Below are 18,533 nucleotides of genomic sequence, written 5' to 3' on the forward strand. Positions count from 1 at the left end.
AGGCTGAAACCGTCCGACACAGGAAGGTCAGCCATGACACAGGGCCAACACGCCGGAGAGTCACTCCCCCAGGTCTTCGACCGGATCGTCGCCTCGATGGGTGGCGTGCAGCGCCTCGTCGACGACGCTGAGCGAACGCCCGAGCCGCCGACGGGGATCGTCGCGGACTTCTCTGCGGGCGGCGTCACCGTCACCGTCGAGGACGGCCGCGTCCGGGCGATCGAGTTCGACCCCACCGTCCGCGACCTGCGCGCCGAGGACGCCGGCCTCGACGTGCAGGGGGCTGTCAACGGGGCGCTCGAGGCCTACGAGCGCGCCAACCTCGCCCAGTTGGAGCGCGTCAACGCCGACTTCGGTGCCGTGATGAGGCAACTGGGCGGCCTCCAGGCCGACATCCACGCGGCCTACCGCGACGACGTGGCGAGGCTGCGGCCATGAGCGAGAAGATCTTCTCGCCCGAGTCCTGGCGCAGCGCCGGCGGCGCCGTCGACGATGCTGGCGGCGACGTGACCTCGCGCCTCGTGTCCCGCCTCGGCTCCGTGCAGATCACCGGCCAGGAGGGCCTGACGCTGCTCGACGAGTTGGTCGCGGGCATCGTGCCCGCCGTGATGGACGCCGTCAACGGGGCCCTCGCGGACATGTCGACCGGCCTGCGCGACGAGGGCGCCGCACTGGTGGAGACGGGCAACGCGTACGCGGCCATCGAGGAAGCGGCGGCCGAGGTCGCGGGACACATGAACGAGGGATTCTGATGGCGATGATGTTGCCGGGGTGGCTGACCGAAGCCCTCCAGTACCTCGGATACAACTGGCCCTCCAGCAACGAGGACATCCTGCGCGCCAACGCGGCGGCGTTCCGGGATGCGGGCCGCGAGGCCGACAGCATCATCGGCGACATCGAGGCGGCGATGGCCCATATCCAGTCCAACAACGCTGGCGAGGCGTCGGGGGCGTTCCTCGGCTACATGCGCGGCGACGACTCGAACCTGTCCTCGCTGCGCGACTTCTCGGGCGCGTCGACGATCATCGCGGGCGGCTTCGACGTCGCGTCGGGCCTCGTCGTGGCGTTCAAGGTCGCCGTGATCGGCCAACTGGTGATCCTCGCCGCCGCCATCGCGGCCGCCATCGCCTCCTTCGGGCTCGCATCAGGGGCCGCCGTCGCCGCGCGGGAGGCCGCGCGGCGCGCCATCAACGCGGCCCTCGAGTTGGCCATGCAGGAGCTGATGGGCTGATGGGCAAGAAGAAGCACCTGATGGGTCCTGCCGCGGGCAGGATCGGCAAGCTGGTCGGCGACAAGCTGAACGCGGGAGACTTCGCGAAGGGGGCGAAGAACCAGCTCAAGAAGTCAAGCGACGAGGTGGTCCAGAAGGTCCGCCGCGTCTCGAAGCGGCTGAAGTACCTTGGCAGCACCCCCGGCAAGGCGTCGCGCACCGGCAGGGAGGTCATCGACCGGATGCGCCGAGAGGGCAAGATCCGCAAGATCGCGGGCGAGGACCAGCTCATCTGGACCAACCCACGCACCGGCAAGCCCGAGATGTACCCGCTGAAGGACACCGACATGGGCCACTACCCCGTCGACGCCGTCACCTACTGGAACACCACCGGCATCAAGCACGGGCCCAAGTCCCAGGAGGTCCGCGACTGGATGCTCGATCCGAAGAACTATGAGCTCCAACCATCGTGGTACAACAGATCCGAGGGCGCTAAGCTCGGCGCCCGATACAACGACCCCAAGCCGTAGAAGGGCTGGCAGTTGATGCTGACAGGAATGGAAACGCTCGACAGGCTGACCCCAATGGCCGAGCAGGCGATCGCCGACTACCGCGCCGGGGACGCCCAGGCCGCAGGCGCCGCAGGTGAGGCGTTCTGGGCCGAGGTGCCGCAGCCGCCCGAGACCGACGGCGAGCGCCTCGCGGCGCAGTTGTCGCTGCTCGTCGCCCGCAGCGCCGTCCCCGTCGACCCGGCGGCCGCCGGCGGGTGGCTTGCGAGGGCCCGCGAGGCCTACGGAGCAGACAGCGCGGGCGGCACGGCCATGTGCGACTTCGTGGCGGGGCGCATCGCGTTCGAGGAGGGCCGCCTCGACGAAGCCCGCGCGTTCTTCGACAAGGCGGTGGCCGTCACGGGCCCGGGTGCCTTCGACGAGGAGGACCCGAAGTACCTGGCCTTCTACGAGGGGTCCGCCCCGGCCGGGGCCGGAGCGGGTGGCGAGGACGCGACGACGCTTGCCGAGCGCGGCGAGGAACTCTCCGACGCGGGCGAGTTCGCCCAGGCCGTGGACGTCTGGCAGCGCGCGGTCGCCGTGGCCGACCCTGGCGACGCGGACACCCTGTTCTGGCTGCACGCGAGCATCGGCGACGCCCAGTTCCACCTGGGTCAGTTCTCCGAGGCCTACGCGTCCGAGCAGGAGGCCCTCAAGATCGGCGGCACGGGCAACCCGTTCGTCTGGCTGCGGCTCGGCCAGGCGGCCTTCGAGTTGGGTGAGGACAAGCAGGCGACCGACGCGCTGCTGAGCGCCTACATGCTCGAGGGCGACGAGATCTTCGAGGACGAGGACCCCAAATACCGCGACTCGCTGGCCGCCAAGGGCCTGATCTAGCCCGTCGAGGCGACGAGCCGGAGCGCTTCCTTCGCCGAGAGCATCCCAGCCATCACGCGCAGCACCGAGCCGTCGGCGAGGCCGAGCGTCACCCGGCCGCGCTGCAGCAGCCTCGGCGTGTGGGTCGCGGCGGCGAGCGCCTCCCGCGGGGCCTGCCACACGACGGCGCCCTCGCGCACCCCGAGGGAGGCGGCGAGGATCCGCTGATCCGTGATCACCAAGTGGTTGGCGTCGCCGAGGGCTCGCCGCAACTGGTCGGCGAGGGAGCCGGGGCCACCGATCAGGCTGACGCCACCGAGCGCCCGCTCGGTCGCGGCCTCCCAGGCGGGCACGCTCAGCCCGTTGACGACGTCGAACGTGATGCCGCGCTCGGGCCGGCCGGTGCGCTCCTCACCCGCGAGGTACTGCACCATCGTCGCCGAGGCGAGCCGCTCCCCCGGTGCGAGCAGCGGCGCCAGTTCTCCGGCGTAGACCGACGCGGAATCCACTCACGCCTCCCAGCGCGACTCAGGCTGCTCGTCGAGGCCGTTCATGACCGCGGCGAGGCGCTTGGGCAGATCGGCTGTGAAGACGTCCTCCAACTGGATGCGGGTCCCGTTCAGGTCGCTGAGCGGGATCCGCCAGTTCGGGTACTCGTCGACGGTGCCGGGCTGGTTCTGCGTGCGGCGCTCCCCCACTGCGTCGGTGAGGTTGGCGAGCAGCACCTTCGACGGAGTCAGCAGCAGGTAGCGGTGCAGCGCAAGCATCACCTCGACGGGATCGTCGGCCCGCTCGGGTGAGAGCAGCCCATAGCGCATCAGCGTCCCGAGCCAGTCGGCCTGCTCGCGCTTGGCGTGGGCGAGTTCGGCCTCCAGCGGCTCCGTGAGCAGGCCGAGGTCCTCGCGCAGCCGGACATGGTCGCCCGCGAGGTAGCCGAGCGTCGGGGGCAGGTCGTGCGTTGTCACCGACGCCATGCAGTACTCGCGCCAGCGGTCGGCCGCGAGCGGTTGGCCGTGCTCGTCGGCCTCGAACCACAGCACGGAGGTGCCGAGGATGCCGCGCCGCGCCAGGTAGTCGCGCACCCACGGCTCGACGGTGCCGAGGTCCTCGCCGACGATGAGCGCCTGGGCGCGCCGCGCCTCGAGCGCGAGGATGCCGACCATCGCCTCGTGATTGTTGCGGACGTAGGTGCCGACCGTCGGGCCGCCGCCCTCGGGGACCCACCACAGCCGGAACAGGCCGATGATGTGGTCGACCCGAACGCCGCCGACGCCGCGCAGCGCGGCGGAGACCATCGCGCGAAAGGGCGCGTAGGACAGTTCGCTCAACTTGTCTGGGCGCCACGGCGGCTGGCCCCAGTCCTGACCCGCCTGGTTGTACTGGTCCGGGGGCGCGCCGACGCTCATCCCGGAGGCGAACACGTCCGGCATCATCCAGGTCTCAGCGCCGAGCCGGTGAACGCCGACCGCGAGGTCGGAGACGATCCCGACGGGCATGCCGACCTGGGTGGCTGTGGCCTGCGCGTCGGCGACCTGCCCCTGCGCGACCCACTGCAGCCACTCGAAGAAGTCGACGTCCTCCGCGTGCTCCTCGGCGAACCGGGCGACCTCGGGCGAACTGGGCCGCTGCAGGTCCTCCGGCCATTCGTTCCATCGCTGACCGTGCGCCACGCACAGCGCGGACCAGACGGCGAAGTTGCGCAGCCCGACGCCCTCGCGGCGACGGAAGTCGTCGAAGGCGATCCGGCGGGCGGGGCGCATCCCGGTGCGGTAGATGATCCGCAGCGCCTCGAGCTTCAGGGGCCACACCGCGTTGCGGTCGACGATGCCGCTCGCCTCGGCGGCGGCGCGCGCCTTCTTCTGCAGCGCGTGGACGTCGTTGCGGTGCGACTTGCCGAGCGTCGCGAACTCCTGGATCGCCTCTGGGCGGATGTAGATGGGGTTGACGAAGCGGCGGGACGCGGGCAGGTACGGCGAGGGCTCCAGCGGGGGGACCGGCTCGGCGGCGTGCAACGGGTTGATCAGCACGTAGCCCGCGAACTGCCGGGTGCCCGACCAGGTGATCAGGTCGGCGAGGTCGCCCAGGTCTCCGATTCCCCACGACTCGTCTGAGGTGACCGAGTACAACTGGGTGCCGTAGCCCCAGACGCGGCGGTCGCGCATCGATGCGGGGAAGCCGACGAAGGACGGGGTGACGATCAGCGAGCCATGCGAGACGCCCTCGACGGTGCGTGCGACGACCCTGTGGTAGCCGGTGGGCAGATCGGCGCCGAGCCAGAAGGTGGCCTCGCCGATGGTGCGGCCGTCGACGTCGCGGTCGGGGGTGGTGTTCTCCGACTGCCAGGCGGGCCGGGTCTCGCCGGACTCGAGTTGCACATGCACCAGCACCTCGGTGCCCGCGGGCACGTGGATGTCGACGTGCACGCCGGTGCTCTCCTCCACGACGGTGCAGGCGGGTACCGCGCGCAGCCAGCGGTCGTCCTCCAGGCGGGTGAGTGCCGCGTCGGCCAGTTCCGGGGTGGCGGCGTCGACGTCGAATGCACGCAGCACCTCGATGATCGTCTCGGCCGGGATCGCCACGTGGCGGCCCTTCCAGTCCCAGAACTCCTGGGCGATGCCGAACTTGTCGGCGAGGCGGGCGAGGCCGGGGAACACATCACTCACGGGTGGGCCTTAGCGGATCTTGAGAACTTGGGTCTTGGACATCATGTCGGACAGGGTCTGCCTGTTCTTCGTGAAGGCCGCGAAGATGCCATTGACGAAGCCAACCAGGAAATGCTGGTAGAGGATTGCGCCGATGACACCGCGCAATGCGGCGACGCCCCACCCTAGCTTGGAACCGGGGTCCTTCCCCAGCCGAACGGTGCGCAGCCCAAGCGCCAACTGCCCGACGGTCGCGCTGAACAGGCCGAGCATCACGGTGCGGTAGATCGCGAACACCGCGATGCTGATGGCGGTGCTCAGCAACCCCACGCTCCAGAACTCGGCCGACGGCATCGGGATGTCGCCGGTCGAGCCCGTGTCGGCCCACAGCAGGAAGGCCTTCAGCCAGCGGTCGAGTTCGCCGTCCAGGCGTTGGCTCACCCCGGTGGCGCTCAGGACGATGCCGCCGACGACGTTGAACAGGATGAAGTCGATCAGGAAGCCGAGGAACCGCCACCCGAAGGACGCGACGTTTGACGCGGCGGTGCCGGACATCGGCCGCCCGTAGCCAGCGGCCGACTGCCCGTAGCCCGATGCCGGGGCCTCCACCGGCGGCGCGAAGACGACCTTGTCACGGGTGGCCTGCGACCAGGCGATCCCGTCCCAGTAGCGTTCGCCGTCCGATCCGGCGGGGTCGGGATACCAACCGGCGGGTGGCTGTTGGGGTGCATGCGTCATGGTTTCAAGGATGCCAGAGACGGTCACGATTCCCGGATCGGGTAGTTATCGGCAACAATGTCTCGCAAATGGAGATGATCGGACGCTACAGGATCACGGGACGCATCGGTTCCGGTTCCTTCGCGACCGTTTACCGCGGTCAGGACGACACGCTGGACGTTCCGGTCGCCGTCAAGGTGCTTGCCGACAACTGGGCGACCAACGACGACGTGCGCGCCAGGTTCCTCGCAGAGGCCAGGCTGCTGCGCCGCCTTTCGGACGAGCGGGTCGTGCGGGTCTACGACATCGGCACCACGGATCGCGGCCAGCCGTACTTCGTGATGGACCTCGCAAACGGCGGCTCCCTCGAGCAGTTGCGCAAGCGGATGGTCGCCCCTGGGCTGGCGCTTCGGCTCGCCGCGGAGGCGGCACGGGCCCTGGAGGTGCTGCACCGCAACCAACTGGTGCACCGCGACGTGACCCCCGGCAACATCCTGCTGACCAACACCCCGCAGGGCGTCCGCGTGATGCTGGCCGACCTGGGCGTGGCGAAGTCGCTGCTCGACGAGTACCGCGACACCATGACCGCGGGCACCCCCGCCTACATGGCGCTCGAGCAGGCCAACTCGTCGCAGCTCGACCAGCGCTCCGACATCTACTCGCTCGCCTGCGTCACCTACGCGCTGCTGACCGGCCGCCCGCCGTTTCCGGTGAAGACGCTGGCTGAGCTGCTCAGCCGCAACCACGCGATCGGCCCCGCCCCCATCGCCGCGCAGATCGGCGCCCCGGAACTGCTCGACCAGGTGATGGCCTCCGCGCTCTCGCCCGACCCGAACCGGCGCCCCCAGACCGCAGCCCAGTTCGCGGAGGTGCTGGACCGGCTCGCGGACGCGCTGCCAGGGGGCGACTCGTACCAGCCGAGGCCCATCTCGTCGTCGGCGACGCCCACGTCGCTGCATTCGCTCCCCTCTGCCCCGAACCCGATCGGCGCGCTGATCAGCGGCGGGCGGCAGGGCTCCAGCCTCACGCCGCGCAGCGAGACGCCGGTGTCGATGCTTGAGAACTACATCGGGAAGGGCAGGTACCAGCCGAAGAAGTCGAAGGAGTCGCACTCGCCGTGGTTCTACGCGTGGGTGACGGCCTCGGCGATCCTGCTGCTGTGCCTGACGATCTTCCTGACGATCTACGTCCTCACGAACTGAGGTCGTTGCGGATCCGTCCGATCCGCCTGCTGACGACGATGGCGGAGGCGGACACCAGCAGCGTCGCTCCCAGCCCGGCCACGTAGCTCAACTTCTGCGGCTGAGCGGCGAGCAGCGCGGTGTAGATGCCGCCCGCGACCGCCGTCACGACCGAGTTGCCGACGGACTCGGCCACCTGCATCGACGACTGGTTGCGGCCCTGCTCGAAGGGCGATGAGAGGCTCATCACCGCGACGGCGGACGAGGGCATCGTCAGCCCCATGCCGACGCCCGCCACGATCCAGGCCCCGAGGCCGGCGTAGATCGGCAGGGAGGGGAGGTACGCGAACGCCGTCAGGCCCGCGATGCCGAGGCTGGAGAGCGCCGCGCCGCGTGATGAACGTGTCACGGTCGAGCCGGACCCAGGCCTGCGCCTGCACCCACGAGCCGAGCGTCCAGCCGAGGGATCCGACGGTGAGCGCCCAGCCGACCTGGAACGGGCTGTAGCCGCGCAGGTCCTGCAGCGTGACGAGCAGGATGGTCTCTGCCGCGAAGAACGAGCCTGCCTGGATCGCCCGGGTGAGCACGACGCTCGGCACGCCCGGCCGGAAGCCGCGGGCGGCTGGCGCGAGGATCTTCGGGAGGCCCCACACCATTGCACCGACGCCGACGATGGCCGAGAAGACGCTCCACACCCCGAGCCCCTGCCCGGCGAGCAGGATCAGCGACGGCGCGACGGTGACCGCCGCCGTCGGCAGCACCGCGACCGGCCCCACCTCGTCCTCGCCAGGGGTGAAGCCCTCCTGCACCTGGCGAAGGCCGCGGAGCGTGATGAGGAACGCCACCGCGACGAGCGGGATCATCGCGGCGAAGACGAGCCGCCACGAGTACTGCGTCAGCCACGCCGCGAACGGCGGGCCGATGAAGGCGGGAAGCAGCCAGCAGAAGGAGACCAGCGCCATGGCGCGCGGCCGCTCCTTCGGGGGGAACCCGTGCGCCACCACGACCGAGAGGGTCAGGTTGAGCGCGCCCGCTCCGAGCCCCTGCACGAGCCGCGCGAGGAGCACCACCCACACCGTCGGGGCGAGCCAGCCGAGCACGAGCCCGATGCCGAACAGCGCGAACCCGAGGTACATCGGCAGCGCGGGGCCGCGCTTGTCGGCGAGCCTGCCCGCGAAGATCGTCGCGAGCAGCATGCCGGAGATCATCGTCGTGAACGCCCACGGGTAGAGGTGGCCGGCGTCGAAGTACGACATCAGGGTCGGCAGCGCGGTGGCCAGGCCGATCGACTGGAATGCGACGGTGAAGACCGACAACATGATGCCGACGATCAGCACGACCCGGCTCCCCGTTGTCTGCATGTCCCTCCTACGCACTCAGCGTCCCATCCTCTCGCACCTCGTCCACGCGTACAATCGGCCCATGACTGAATTGGCCCCCGGATCCCAGACCGTCGTTGACGAACGCACAGAGCTCTTCGAGGACGGCGACCAGGACCGGTTCTCGCACTACGTGCCCAAGGACAAGCTGATGGCGGCCATGGTCAACGGCACGCCCGTCGTCGCCCTGTGCGGGAAGGTGTGGGTTCCCACCAAGAACCCGGACAAGTTCCCCGTCTGCCCCGAGTGCAAGGACATCTGGGAGTCCCTCAACCCGGGCAAGTGACGCCGCCGCGGCGGGATCAGTAGCGGTAGCTGTCGGCCTTGTACGGGCCCGCCGGGTCGATGCCCAGGTACTCGGCCTGCTTCTGCGACAGCGTGGACAGTTCGACGCCGAGCGAGGCGAGGTGCAGCCGGGCGACCTCCTCGTCCAGGTGCTTTGGCAGCACGTAGACGCCGACCGGGTACTCGTCGGGCTTGGTGAACAGTTCGATCTGCGCGAGCACCTGGTTCGTGAACGAGTTGCTCATCACGAACGACGGGTGGCCGGTAGCGTTGCCGAGGTTCAGCAGGCGCCCCTCTGACAGCACCAGGATCGAGTGGCCGTCGTCGAAGCGCCACTCGTGGACCTGCGGCTTGATCTCGACCTTCGTGACGTCGCCGCGGCCCTCGAGGCCCGCCATGTCGATCTCGTTGTCGAAGTGGCCGATGTTGCCGACGATCGCCTGGTGCTTCATGCGGGCCATCTGCTCGTTGCTGATCACGTCGCAGCATCCGGTGGCGGTGACGAAGATGTCGGCGGTCCCGACGACCGAGTCGAGTTCGGCGACCTGGTAGCCGTCCATGGCGGCCTGCAGCGCGCAGATCGGGTCGATCTCGGTGACGATCACGCGGGCGCCCTGGCCGCGCAGCGACTCGGCGCAGCCCTTGCCGACGTCGCCGTAGCCGCACACCACGGCCACCTTTCCGCCGATCAGGACGTCGGTGGCGCGGTTGATGCCGTCGACGAGCGAGTGTCGGCAGCCGTACTTGTTGTCGAACTTGGACTTGGTGACCGAGTCGTTGACGTTGATGGCGGGGAACAGCAGCGAGCCGTCGCGGGCCATCTCGTACAGGCGGTGCACGCCGGTCGTGGTCTCCTCCGTGACGCCCTGCACGCTCTCTGCGAGGGCCTTCCAGTCGACGACGCCGTGCGCGTCGCGCAGGGTGGCCTTGACGACGCGGAACTCGTGCGAGTCGTCGTCGGCGTCGGCCGGCACCTCGCCCGCCTCCTGGGCCGCGACGCCCTGGTGGACGAGCAGGGTCGCGTCGCCGCCGTCGTCGAGGATCATGTTGGGCTGCGCGCCGTCGGGCCACTGCAGGATCTGGCGGGTGCACCACCAGTACTCCTCCAGCGTCTCGCCCTTCCAGGCGAACACCGGGATGCCCGCCGCGGCGATGGCGGCCGCCGCGTGGTCCTGGGTGGAGAAGATGTTGCAGGAGGCCCAGCGGACCTCCGCGCCGAGCGCGACGAGCGTCTCGATGAGCACCGCGGTCTGCACCGTCATGTGCAGCGAGCCGGCGATCCTGGCGCCCGTGAGCGGCTTGGAGTCGCCGAAGCGCTCCCGCATCGCCATGAGGCCGGGCATCTCGTGCTCGGCAAGGGTGATCTCCTTGCGTCCGAAGTCGGCAAGGGTCGGGTCAGCTACACGGAAATCCACGCCGCCATGCTACCGGTGACTGCCCCGTCGGCCGCATTCGCGCTCGGCGAGTGGGGCTCAGCGGGGGGTCGCTGCAAGGTGCGCGAGGGCGAGGTCGTAGCCGCCGACGCCGCAGCCGACGATGATGCCTGCCGCCCTGGCCGACAGCACGCTCGTGTGGCGGAACTCCTCGCGGGCGTGCACGTTCGAGATGTGCACCTCGACGTAGCGGGGTACAAGCGCGGCCGCGTCGCCGATGGCGTGGGAGTAGTGGGTCCAGGCGCCCGCGTTGATGACGACATCGGCGTCCAGGTCGGCGGCCTCGTGCAGCCAGCCGATGAACTCGCCCTCGGAGTCGCTCTGCCGCACCTCGACGTCGAGGCCGAGGCCGCGCCCGGTCTCGACGAGATGTTCGGCGAGTTGGGCGTAGGTCGTGGCGCCGTACACGTCGGGCTGGCGCGAGCCGAGCCGTCCGAGGTTGGGGCCGTTGAGGACGAGGACCTTGGTCATGGGGGTCAGTCTGCCAGCCCTGCCGCGGGCCGGTCGACGCTGCCGCCCAGGCCGATCTCGAGGTAGGTCGCGCCGTAGCGGCCCTGCTGCAGCAGCGTGACGTAGCGCTCGACGTCGGTGGCGCGCAGTTCCGCGTCGCCGGAGGAGATCCGGGCGACCCGGATGCCGACGGCCTCGGCGCGGGCGAGCAGCGAGATCGCGGTGCCCCTCATCCGGTCGTGCAGTTTGTCGTCGTCGAGCAGCACGATGACGGGCCGCACCTCTCCCCCGCCGTCGAACGGGTCGGCGAACGGGTCGCGGCGCGGGACGGCGGACAGCAGCGTGTCCAACTCGGATGCGTCGGCGGCCAGCGCCGGCCGGCCGCAGGCGCGGCGCAGGGACTCGGCGATCCTACGGGAGGCGCGGCCCGCAAGGACCGTTCCTCCCCAGATCAGGGGAAGGCCGTCGGCCAGTTCGAGGGCCAACTCCTTGCCGCGGTTGTCGGACAGGTCTCGGCGGGGCGCGCAGGCCTCCGCGACCAGGTCGGCCGCGTCGGCGACGTGTTCGGGATGCACCGACGGCCCGAGCCCGAGTTGGCCAAGCTGGGCGAGCACCGCGACGGCCGCGGCCATCGGGTCATCCTCGAAGGTCGGGATCAGGCTGGTGTTGGCGGACGAGCCGGCGGCGGCCAGTTCCGAGTCCTCCGGGGCGGCGAGGATCAGCGACGCGCCGCGCCGGGCGGCCTCCGCTGCGCACTGCAGCACCCATTCGGGAGAGTCGTAGCCGCCGAGGATGACCGCGAGGTCGAGCGGGCCGACCCAGGCGGGCAGCCCTGGGCCCGGCCATGCCATGAACGGGACGGGGCAGACGGGTTCGAGCACCGCGCGCACGAGCCGCGCCTCGGACCCGAGCACCAGGATCCCGCGGGGCCGCTCGGCGCTCGGCAGGTGGCCGTGCGGCCGGGTCAGCGCCGCCCGACGGATCCGGGCCCCCGCCAACGCGAGCCACCGGAGCCCCTCGTGTGCCTCGAGCTCGGCGGCCTCGAGCCTCGAGTCGTCGAACAGTGGGGTGCTCACAATGTGCTGCGCGCCTGGTCGATCAGCAGGACGGGGATCTGGTCGCGCACCGGGTACGCGAGGCCGCATGCCTGGTTCGTGCAGACGAGTTCGTGCTCGTCGTAGTCCACCGCGAACTTGGCGTGGCACGCCGGGCAAGCGGCGATGGCCAGAAACTCGGGCGAGAGCGCCATCTGATCTTCTGCCATGTTTCCTCCTGTGGTGTGGACGTGTCCGAGCCTATCGCTTGTGCGCAAGGAGGTCCTCAGGCTCGCACCAGCGCGAGCACCTCGTCGCGGAGCGCGCGCATGGTCTCCGCTTCCGCCGCCTCGACGTTGAGCCTCAGCAGCGGCTCGGTGTTGCTCGGCCGCAGATTCACCCACCACCGCTCGGGCTCGTTGCGCACCGTCAGCCCGTCGCCGACGATGACCTCGCCCCGGCCCGCGAACGCAGTGGCCACCGTGTCCATGCTGTGCGCTGCGTCCTCGACGGTGGAGTTGATCTCGCCGGAGCGGGCGTACCCGTCGTAGACGGCGGCCAACTGGGACAGCGGCCGATCCGCCTCGCGGACCAGTTCCAGGACGTGCAGCGCCGCGAGCATGCCGGTGTCTGCCGACCAGAAGTCGCGGAAGTAGTAGTGCGCGGAGTGCTCGCCCCCGAACACCGCGCCCGTCTCGGCCATCATGGCCTTGACGTAGGTGTGCCCGACGTTTGACACCACGACGGTGCCTCCCGCGGCCTCGACGGCCTCGTCGACGCACCACGACGTGATGGTGTTGGTGACGATGGTGGCGCCCGGATGCTTCGCGAGTTCCGCGACGGCGATCATGGCGGTCACCACCGATGGGTCGACGACCTCGCCGCGCTCGTCGATGATGAAGCAGCGGTCCGCGTCGCCGTCGAAGACCAGCGCGAGGTCGGCCCCGCTGTCGCGGACGGCGCGTTGAGCGTCGATGAGGTTCTCCGGCTCGAGCGGGTTGGCGGGATGGTTCGGGAAGGTGCCGTCGAGGTCGAGGAACAGGCCGACCAGGTTCAGCGACCTGCCGCCCAGGACGGAGACCGCCGTGTGGCCCGCCATGCCGTTGCCTGCGTCGACGACGACCTTGAGGGTGCGGTCGCCGCGCTGCGGGACGAGGTCGGAGAGGCGCTCGGCGTAGGGGCCGAGCGCGTCCAGCGTGCGGTAGCCGCCGGTCACCTCTTCGCCGATGGCGATGTCGGCGGCGCGGTCGCGGAGCCGTGCCGTGAAGTCGCCCGGCACCGGACGCGCGTCGGCGAGGCAGAACTTGATGCCGTTGTAGTCGGCCGGGTTGTGGCTGGCGGTGAACTGGACGCCGGGCAGCCCGAGCCAGCCGGAGGCGAACCAGAGTTCGTCGGTCGAGGCGAGGTCGATGTCGATCACGGAGGCGCCGGCCCTGCGAGCCCCGTCCGCGAAGGCGAGGGACAGTTCGCGGCCGAGGCCGCGCATGTCTCGGCCGAGCACGAACTCATCGACGTCGAGCAGGGAAACGTAGGCGGCGCCGAGGGCGCGGGCCCCGTCGAGATCCCATTCGGGCCGGTCGCCGCTGACCACGCCGCGGATGTCGTTGGCCTTGAAGATCACGGGGTCGAGCACGGACCAACACTATCGGTCCCGCCGCTCGTCGCGTGGACATGGAGGAAGCGAGGCGGACCCAGCACCGGGTGCCAGAGGTTTCGACCGATAAAGCGACGCTCCGCGCCGCTTCATGGCTCAACCAGCGCGCTCAGTCGACGGGGACCAGGCGCAGGTGGCCGCCTCGGGAGGTCGGCTCGGGGTCGTGCAGTTGCGGGGCGGGGCGCATGGCCGGGTCGTCGTCGCGCATCCCGATGGCGCGCACCGCGTCGGCAAGGGCCATCAGGTCGTCGGACGGGGCGCTCGGTTGGGGCGCCGCGCCGTCGAGCGGGAGCCGGATCACGTCCCAGCCCTTGGGGGCGCTGGTGCGCTCGACGTGGCGGATGCACAGGTCGTAGGCGCCGGGCTCCGCGCTGAGCGACAGGGGGCCGAGCACCGCAGTGGAGTCGGCGTACACATAGGTCATCGTCGCGACCGCCGGGGCGGTGCAGGCGGTACGGGAACAGGTACGCACCGCAGCAACCTAACTCACGGGCCACTAAAGTGGCCGCATGCCACGCAGACGAGATCGCCATGGGCGCGGAATCAGGGGGCCGCTCGCCTCCCCGAACGCCATGACCAAGCGACCCGTACCCCTCGCGCGGCCAACCAGGACCGCGTTCTTCAACGACTGCGTGACCTCCGCGATGGCCGACATCGCGGCCGTGGCACCCGACGCCCTGCGCGACGTGATCGTCGGCGTCGAGGAGGTCCCCCACCTCAACGTCGCCTGGTCCGGCGACCGCGTCCCGCTGTCCGCCGCCCTGGAGCCTGGCAGGGGTCGGAAGGCGCAGATCGTGATCTTCGAGCGCCCCCTGGAGCATCGGGCCGGGTCGAGGGCTCAACTGCGTGACCTGGTGCACCAGACGATCGTCGAGCAACTCAGCGCCCTCACGGGGCGCAGCATCGAGGAACTGGGCGGCGAGCCCGGCTGGGACGACTAACGCAGGCTCGGGTCGGCCACGACCACGCCTGCCACCGACGCGTCCTCGACTGTCGGGGCGAGCGGGAAGACCACCTTGCCGTCCGCCGAGACCGCGTCGGCGAGCACCGGGGTGTCCGAAGCGACCGTGACAGCCGCGACCCCCGACGTGGCTGCGGGCACGCTGACCGTGGTGCCTGCGGGGACGCTCACCTGCATGGTGAGGTCCCCGACGGTGAGGGTCGCGGTGACCGGCGCGACGCCGGGGTTGGTCACCTGAACGGTCTCCACGTCCACGGCCAGGACGCCGAGCGACTCTGCAGCCTCACCCGGCGACAGCGCGTTCTGCGCGCCGGCGGGGCCGACCAGGACCGTTGCTCCGATGGGCTGGCTCGCGTCGATCCGGAGCCCGCTCGCCTCGCCCGCCAGTGAGGTGCCGAGGTCGACCGCCAGCACGCTCAGCGGAGGCAACGTCAGGTCGGCGGCGGGCGCGGGCTCATACGTCGACGTCGCCCCGAAGGCGACCACCGAGACGTCCAGGCGGTCCTCCGACGGGTTGCTGAGCAGCAACTGGACGCCCTGGGCGCTTGGCGGGATGCCCCCGATGATGCTCTGTTCGGCGGCGGGGCGCGCCGAGATCGACGGCACGGTCCGGCCCGGCACCGAGCGTGCCAGCACCGAGACGCGACCCTGGCTTGTGGTGTAGGCCACGCCGACCGGCCCCTCCGGCGCGAGCACCGACAGCGCGATGGTTCGGGTCACGCCGGGGGCGATGGCGATGCCTCGCGAGCCGACCGCCGTGATCTCGCCGTCGGGGCCCATCAGCGTGAGGTCGACGGCGGCCTCGTTGGCGTCCGGGTTGGAGAGCACCAGTTCGGTGCTCGCCGGGTCGGCGACCTGGAAGACGCCCGAGGGCATCGGCGCCGTGCACGGCGTGTAGCCGGCGACCGGGCTGCTCGTCAGGACGCCGCCGACGATCAGCGAGTTCGCCGAGACGATGGTGGGCGCGTCGATGGTCGCGTCGAGCGGCCCGCGGGTCCCGGCTGCGAGGGGCTCGCCGAGCGGGGCGGCGGAGATGTCGGCGTCGCCGAGCACGAGGACGCGGCCCGCGCCGACGCAGGTCAGCTTGGTGGCCCGCACCAGGTCGACCGTCTGGGCGGGTGGCTTGCGCGCCGGGGTGAGCAGCGAGGCTCCGACGGCGAGCCCGACCGCCACGACGATTGCGGCCAATGACAGGAGAACCTTGCGCAGCATCACTGCCCCCTTCGCGCGACGGCGGCGCCGCCGAGGGTCGGGGCCGCGAGCAGCGCGATGCTGAGCATCACGGCCGCCTGCAGCCAGAAGTGCCACCAGTGCTGGGTCGGCTCGAGGTGCAGGGCGCCTCCCGCTGCCGGCAGTGGTGAGAAGGTCGTGACGGAGTCGGCGATCAGCGGACGTTCGGCGGCGCCCCGCTCGAGGCGGACGCCGTCGACACTCGCCTGCCAGTCGGCCCCTGCCGACTCGGCGAGGTACATGGTGCGATCCGCGGCGCCTGCCGGGACCTGGCCGTCGACGATGAACGGTTCGTCGCCGTCGATGGAGGCGCGCGAGACGAGGCCACCGACGGTCCACACGGTGGAGCGGTCGTCTGCCGGGTTGCTGATCAGGCCCTCAAGGTTGTCCAGTGCGGCGCGCTGCTGGCCCTCGACGCCGCCGACGTAGAGGTGCGAGACCCCCATCAGGCGGAACCGCTCCGCGAGGTCGACGGGCGGGTCGCCCGCCGCGATCGAGTAGGCGAGCGAGTTGAACTGCCGGTCGAAGGAGCCGACCGGGTTGCGCTCCCCCACGCCCCACTGGGGTTGGCGGGCGTCGATGACGTTCCAGGTGACGCGGTCGTCGCCGTCCATCTGCACCGCGAGGGCCCGGGAGTCGCGCCCCGAGGAGATCACGTCACGGACGTAGCCCGGCAGCACCGTGCTGATGGAGCGCACGGGGCCGTTGAAGCCGACGACGGCCCACGTTCCGATCGCCAGCGCCCCGGCGACCGCCAGTGCGGCGAGCCGTGAGCGCAGCAGCGCGGCAGGTTGGGCCTTCTCCAGCACGGCTGGGGCGATCAGCGCCGCGAGGACGAGCAGCGCCCACGGCGACAGCAGCGGCCGGGCGACGCCCCCTCGACGCCGACGGTGAGCCGCGAGAGCAGCGTGCCGATGAGCAGCGGGGTGGCGAGCGCGACGACCGACCACAGCCATGCGGTGCGCCGCAGGCCCGCCATCGAGAGCACCGCGACAAGGGCAAGCACGCCGAAGAACGCGAGGTTGGCCCAGAGTGGCAGGCCCGAGGGGAGGATCCGGCCGACCACCATCGCGTAGGACGCGGGCGGATAGTCGGGCCAGGCCATCGGGTCGACGCCCGTCAGGAGCCTTCCAGGGTGGCGCACAAGGCTCGGCAGCCACGGGACGAGGTAGGTCCAGGCGGGGAGCAGCGCGACGGCGGTCTCGGTGATCCTTGCGCGGTTGCGCACGGCCCACACCACGCCGGCGATCGTCAGGATGGGCAGCGCGGCGGGCCACACGCTCGCGACCACCAGCAGCCAGAAGGCGACGCCCGCGGGGGCGCGGAGCCGCTCGGCCCCGGTCGCCTCGTTGACGACCATGGCGTGAATGGCGCGCGCCAACAGCGGGCCGGTGACGGCGAGCACCATGCCCGTGACGTCGCCTGCGGTGACGAGGCCGAGCAGCACGGTGCCACCGGCCCAGGCGGCGCTCGCGGCGCAGGCGAGCGGCGTTTCGACGCCGAGCCTGCGCAGCAGCGCGAGGGCTGAGATGGCCGCGAGCAGCGGGGTGAGCACGATGGCGAGGAACGCGAACCAGCCGGGGCTGCCGAGGCCCGCCAGGGAGGAGACGGCGGCGAGCCCGAGCCACGGGGCCTGCCCGTTCAGGTAGGCCTGCCAGGCGGCGCCGAGCGATGCGGGCGCCGCGAGCAGCCCGCCTCCGGAGACCGGCCCTCCGCCGAGCAGTGTGCGGGCCGCTGCGCCGGCCGCGACGAGCAGCACCAGAATCAGCAGCGTCGCGGGCGACAGCAGCCGGCGACGGCGCACCGGGCCGGCGTAGTCGTCGCTGGTCAACTCGTCGATCGAGGTGTCGGAGGTGGTGTCGGTGAGGGTGCGGTAGCGGTCGCTCAGGCCGGAGCCGAAGCGGTCGACGGCGTGCCGGATCGGCCAGAACCGGTTGGGCAGCAGGTCCTCGGGCGTCAGATCCTCATCGGGCAGCCGGGCGGCGAGCGCCTTGGTCTGGTCGGGGGTGCGCCGGTAGCGCCCCCATGCGGCCAGTTCGGCAGACGCGTGGCCGGGCGACTTCGCAAGCAGGAAGCCGAGCGAGCGCAGCAGCGACGCGGCCCCCAGTCCGATGCCGGACGCGCCGCGCGAGCCCGCGATGCGCAGCGCCGCGAGCCGGTCGGTGAGGTGTGGGTGCTCGTCGCCCGGGCGTTGGCCGGTGCGGCCGGCGCGCAGGTGGTTGAGGGCCGCGTCGGGCCAGGTGAGGACGCGGTAGCCGATCGCGTTGGTGCGCCAGCCAAGGTCGACTCCGTCGCGGTGCCGTCCGACCTCCGGGGCGAGTCCGCCGATCTCACGCCAGGTCTCGCCGCGCACCAGCAGGCCTGCCGTCGAGGCGCCGAGCACATCGCGCGACTCGCTCTGGTGCTGGTCGATGTCGCCCTCTTCCACGAGGGGGACGCGCAGGCCGCCTGCGGTGATCGCCTGGCCGACCTCGGAGATGGTCTCCGGATAGTTGCGGCGCTTTGGCTCGAGCAGCTTCGGGACGACCACGTCGCAGTGCCGGGCGCCCTCGAGCAGCTTGGCGAGCGCGTCGCGGTGCGGGGCCGAGTCGTCGTGCAGCAGCCAGATCCACTCCGGCTCGCGTCCCTCGAGCGCGGTGGCGACCGCCTCAGCGAAGCCGGCCTCGCGGCCGAGCGTGACCAGTTCATGGATGACGCCCTCGTCGCGGGCGCTGGCGAGCAGATCCCCGGAGCCGTCCTCGGAGCCGGTATCGACGGCGATGATGAGGCCGGGGCGCGGCTCGAGCCGCGCGAGGGAGAGCAGTTGACGGGCCAGCCATTCGGCGGCGTCGTGGACGACCATCACGGCTGTGACGGCGTCGGGGGCGACCTCCGGCACGTCGGGGGCGGGGTCTTCCTGGTCGATCCAGGCCCAGAGGTCGTCGACCTCTTGACCGCGCTGCGGTTCGTCCGTCACGAGTCCTCCCGCTGCCGATGGATGAGCACCGAGGCTA

Annotated in this window: 21 protein-coding genes; 8 read left to right on the forward strand and 13 right to left on the reverse strand. The window is 71.1% G+C overall.

Annotation, left to right across the window (positions count from 1 at the left end; genetic code table 11):
• Positions 1-33 precede the first annotated feature (33 nt).
• From BW730_RS09255 to BW730_RS09275, 5 genes are read left to right on the forward strand one after another with little or no spacing between them, the layout of a single operon-like run.
• Positions 34-438, forward strand: a complete 405-nt coding sequence (locus BW730_RS09255) for a hypothetical protein (RefSeq protein ID WP_077685987.1) — start codon at positions 34-36, stop codon at positions 436-438.
• Positions 435-752, forward strand: coding sequence for a hypothetical protein (locus BW730_RS09260; RefSeq protein WP_077685988.1), 318 nt, complete (start codon positions 435-437; stop codon positions 750-752). Before BW730_RS09255 ends, BW730_RS09260 begins: the two co-directional genes overlap by 4 nt.
• Positions 752-1,231, forward strand: coding sequence for a WXG100-like domain-containing protein (locus tag BW730_RS09265; protein ID WP_077685989.1), 480 nt, complete (start codon positions 752-754; stop codon positions 1,229-1,231). Before BW730_RS09260 ends, BW730_RS09265 begins: the two co-directional genes overlap by 1 nt.
• Positions 1,231-1,740 (forward strand): GH-E family nuclease, encoded by a 510-nt coding sequence (locus tag BW730_RS09270; protein ID WP_145952786.1) that lies wholly within the window; start codon positions 1,231-1,233, stop codon positions 1,738-1,740. Before BW730_RS09265 ends, BW730_RS09270 begins: the two co-directional genes overlap by 1 nt.
• A 27-nt stretch (positions 1,741-1,767) precedes the next feature.
• Positions 1,768-2,595: a tetratricopeptide repeat protein gene (locus tag BW730_RS09275; protein WP_145952787.1), complete on the forward strand. Its 828-nt coding sequence runs from the start codon at positions 1,768-1,770 to the stop codon at positions 2,593-2,595.
• Here the strand turns inward: BW730_RS09275 and BW730_RS09280 are convergent.
• From BW730_RS09280 to BW730_RS09290, 3 genes are read right to left on the reverse strand one after another with little or no spacing between them, the layout of a single operon-like run.
• Entirely contained in the window at positions 2,592-3,083 is a 492-nt protein-coding gene (locus BW730_RS09280; protein WP_077685991.1) for a hypothetical protein, read from the reverse strand. The two genes, BW730_RS09275 and BW730_RS09280, sit on opposite strands and share 4 nt — an antisense overlap.
• Entirely contained in the window at positions 3,084-5,237 is a 2,154-nt protein-coding gene (gene malQ, locus BW730_RS09285) for a 4-alpha-glucanotransferase (RefSeq protein ID WP_077685992.1), read from the reverse strand. It lies immediately after the preceding gene.
• Between the two features lie 9 nt (positions 5,238-5,246).
• Complete coding sequence (locus BW730_RS09290; protein ID WP_077685993.1) at positions 5,247-5,954, reverse strand: RDD family protein; 708 nt, start codon at positions 5,952-5,954, stop codon at positions 5,247-5,249.
• 74 nt (positions 5,955-6,028) lie between these two features.
• On the opposite strand from BW730_RS09290, the gene BW730_RS09295 reads away from it, so the two are divergent.
• Positions 6,029-7,135, forward strand: a complete 1,107-nt coding sequence (locus BW730_RS09295) for a serine/threonine-protein kinase (RefSeq protein ID WP_158522568.1) — start codon at positions 6,029-6,031, stop codon at positions 7,133-7,135.
• On the opposite strand, the gene BW730_RS09300 is transcribed toward BW730_RS09295, so the two are convergent.
• Positions 7,117-8,475 (reverse strand): MFS transporter, encoded by a 1,359-nt coding sequence (locus BW730_RS09300; RefSeq protein WP_077685995.1) that lies wholly within the window; start codon positions 8,473-8,475, stop codon positions 7,117-7,119. The two genes, BW730_RS09295 and BW730_RS09300, sit on opposite strands and share 19 nt — an antisense overlap.
• A 61-nt stretch (positions 8,476-8,536) precedes the next feature.
• Between BW730_RS09300 and BW730_RS09305 the strand changes: the two genes are divergently transcribed.
• The gene (locus BW730_RS09305; RefSeq protein WP_077687595.1) at positions 8,537-8,779 is read left to right on the forward strand and encodes a DUF3039 domain-containing protein; all 243 of its coding nucleotides are present in this window, start codon (positions 8,537-8,539) and stop codon (positions 8,777-8,779) included.
• 16 nt (positions 8,780-8,795) lie between these two features.
• Here the strand turns inward: BW730_RS09305 and ahcY are convergent, their stop codons facing one another.
• From ahcY to BW730_RS09330, 6 genes are all read right to left on the reverse strand, one after another.
• Positions 8,796-10,193, reverse strand: coding sequence for an adenosylhomocysteinase (gene ahcY / locus BW730_RS09310; RefSeq protein WP_145952789.1), 1,398 nt, complete (start codon positions 10,191-10,193; stop codon positions 8,796-8,798).
• 57 nt (positions 10,194-10,250) lie between these two features.
• Positions 10,251-10,682 (reverse strand): type II 3-dehydroquinate dehydratase, encoded by a 432-nt coding sequence (locus tag BW730_RS18115; RefSeq protein ID WP_145952790.1) that lies wholly within the window; start codon positions 10,680-10,682, stop codon positions 10,251-10,253.
• 5 nt (positions 10,683-10,687) lie between these two features.
• On the reverse strand, positions 10,688-11,737 hold the full coding sequence (locus BW730_RS09315) for a phosphoheptose isomerase family protein (protein WP_226996668.1): 1,050 nt from the start codon (positions 11,735-11,737) through the stop codon (positions 10,688-10,690).
• Positions 11,734-11,925, reverse strand: a complete 192-nt coding sequence (locus BW730_RS09320) for a Trm112 family protein (RefSeq protein WP_077685997.1) — start codon at positions 11,923-11,925, stop codon at positions 11,734-11,736. The genes BW730_RS09315 and BW730_RS09320 overlap by 4 nt, the downstream gene beginning before the upstream one ends.
• A 56-nt stretch (positions 11,926-11,981) precedes the next feature.
• Entirely contained in the window at positions 11,982-13,328 is a 1,347-nt protein-coding gene (locus BW730_RS09325) for a phosphohexomutase domain-containing protein (protein WP_077685998.1), read from the reverse strand.
• Between the two features lie 130 nt (positions 13,329-13,458).
• Positions 13,459-13,821, reverse strand: a complete 363-nt coding sequence (locus BW730_RS09330) for a DUF3499 domain-containing protein (protein WP_077685999.1) — start codon at positions 13,819-13,821, stop codon at positions 13,459-13,461.
• A gap of 100 nt (positions 13,822-13,921) precedes the next feature.
• On the opposite strand from BW730_RS09330, the gene BW730_RS09335 reads away from it, so the two are divergent.
• Complete coding sequence (locus tag BW730_RS09335; protein ID WP_226996670.1) at positions 13,922-14,290, forward strand: metallopeptidase family protein; 369 nt, start codon at positions 13,922-13,924, stop codon at positions 14,288-14,290.
• Here the strand turns inward: BW730_RS09335 and BW730_RS18520 are convergent.
• From BW730_RS18520 to BW730_RS09350, 3 genes are read right to left on the reverse strand one after another with little or no spacing between them, the layout of a single operon-like run.
• A complete protein-coding gene (locus tag BW730_RS18520) occupies positions 14,287-15,522 on the reverse strand; it encodes a DUF5719 family protein (protein ID WP_077686001.1) in 1,236 nt (411 codons plus the stop codon). The two genes, BW730_RS09335 and BW730_RS18520, sit on opposite strands and share 4 nt — an antisense overlap.
• Positions 15,522-16,349 (reverse strand): hypothetical protein, encoded by an 828-nt coding sequence (locus tag BW730_RS09345; RefSeq protein WP_077686002.1) that lies wholly within the window; start codon positions 16,347-16,349, stop codon positions 15,522-15,524. Before BW730_RS09345 ends, BW730_RS18520 begins: the two co-directional genes overlap by 1 nt.
• A gap of 11 nt (positions 16,350-16,360) precedes the next feature.
• Positions 16,361-18,496, reverse strand: a complete 2,136-nt coding sequence (locus BW730_RS09350; RefSeq protein WP_077686003.1) for a glycosyltransferase family 2 protein — start codon at positions 18,494-18,496, stop codon at positions 16,361-16,363.
• Between the last annotated feature and the right edge of the window lie 37 nt (positions 18,497-18,533).

Source organism: Tessaracoccus aquimaris, from assembly GCF_001997345.1.
Lineage (GTDB): Bacteria > Actinomycetota > Actinomycetes > Propionibacteriales > Propionibacteriaceae > Arachnia > Arachnia aquimaris.

Excerpts from the sequence above, each read along its gene's own strand:
- BW730_RS09255 (WP_077685987.1), top strand. The coding sequence starts at position 34 with ATGACACAGGGCCAACACGCCGGAGAGTCACTCCCCCAGGTCTTCGAC.
- BW730_RS09260 (WP_077685988.1), top strand. The coding sequence starts at position 435 with ATGAGCGAGAAGATCTTCTCGCCCGAGTCCTGGCGCAGCGCCGGCGGC.
- BW730_RS09265 (WP_077685989.1), top strand. The coding sequence starts at position 752 with ATGGCGATGATGTTGCCGGGGTGGCTGACCGAAGCCCTCCAGTACCTC.
- BW730_RS09270 (WP_145952786.1), top strand. The coding sequence starts at position 1,231 with ATGGGCAAGAAGAAGCACCTGATGGGTCCTGCCGCGGGCAGGATCGGC.
- BW730_RS09275 (WP_145952787.1), top strand. The coding sequence starts at position 1,768 with ATGGAAACGCTCGACAGGCTGACCCCAATGGCCGAGCAGGCGATCGCC.
- BW730_RS09290 (WP_077685993.1), bottom strand. The coding sequence starts at position 5,954 with ATGACGCATGCACCCCAACAGCCACCCGCCGGTTGGTATCCCGACCCC.
- BW730_RS09295 (WP_158522568.1), top strand. The coding sequence starts at position 6,029 with ATGATCGGACGCTACAGGATCACGGGACGCATCGGTTCCGGTTCCTTC.
- BW730_RS09300 (WP_077685995.1), bottom strand. The coding sequence starts at position 8,475 with ATGCAGACAACGGGGAGCCGGGTCGTGCTGATCGTCGGCATCATGTTG.
- BW730_RS09305 (WP_077687595.1), top strand. The coding sequence starts at position 8,537 with ATGACTGAATTGGCCCCCGGATCCCAGACCGTCGTTGACGAACGCACA.
- BW730_RS18115 (WP_145952790.1), bottom strand. The coding sequence starts at position 10,682 with ATGACCAAGGTCCTCGTCCTCAACGGCCCCAACCTCGGACGGCTCGGC.
- BW730_RS09320 (WP_077685997.1), bottom strand. The coding sequence starts at position 11,925 with ATGGCAGAAGATCAGATGGCGCTCTCGCCCGAGTTTCTGGCCATCGCC.
- BW730_RS09335 (WP_226996670.1), top strand. The coding sequence starts at position 13,922 with ATGACCAAGCGACCCGTACCCCTCGCGCGGCCAACCAGGACCGCGTTC.
- BW730_RS18520 (WP_077686001.1), bottom strand. The coding sequence starts at position 15,522 with ATGCTGCGCAAGGTTCTCCTGTCATTGGCCGCAATCGTCGTGGCGGTC.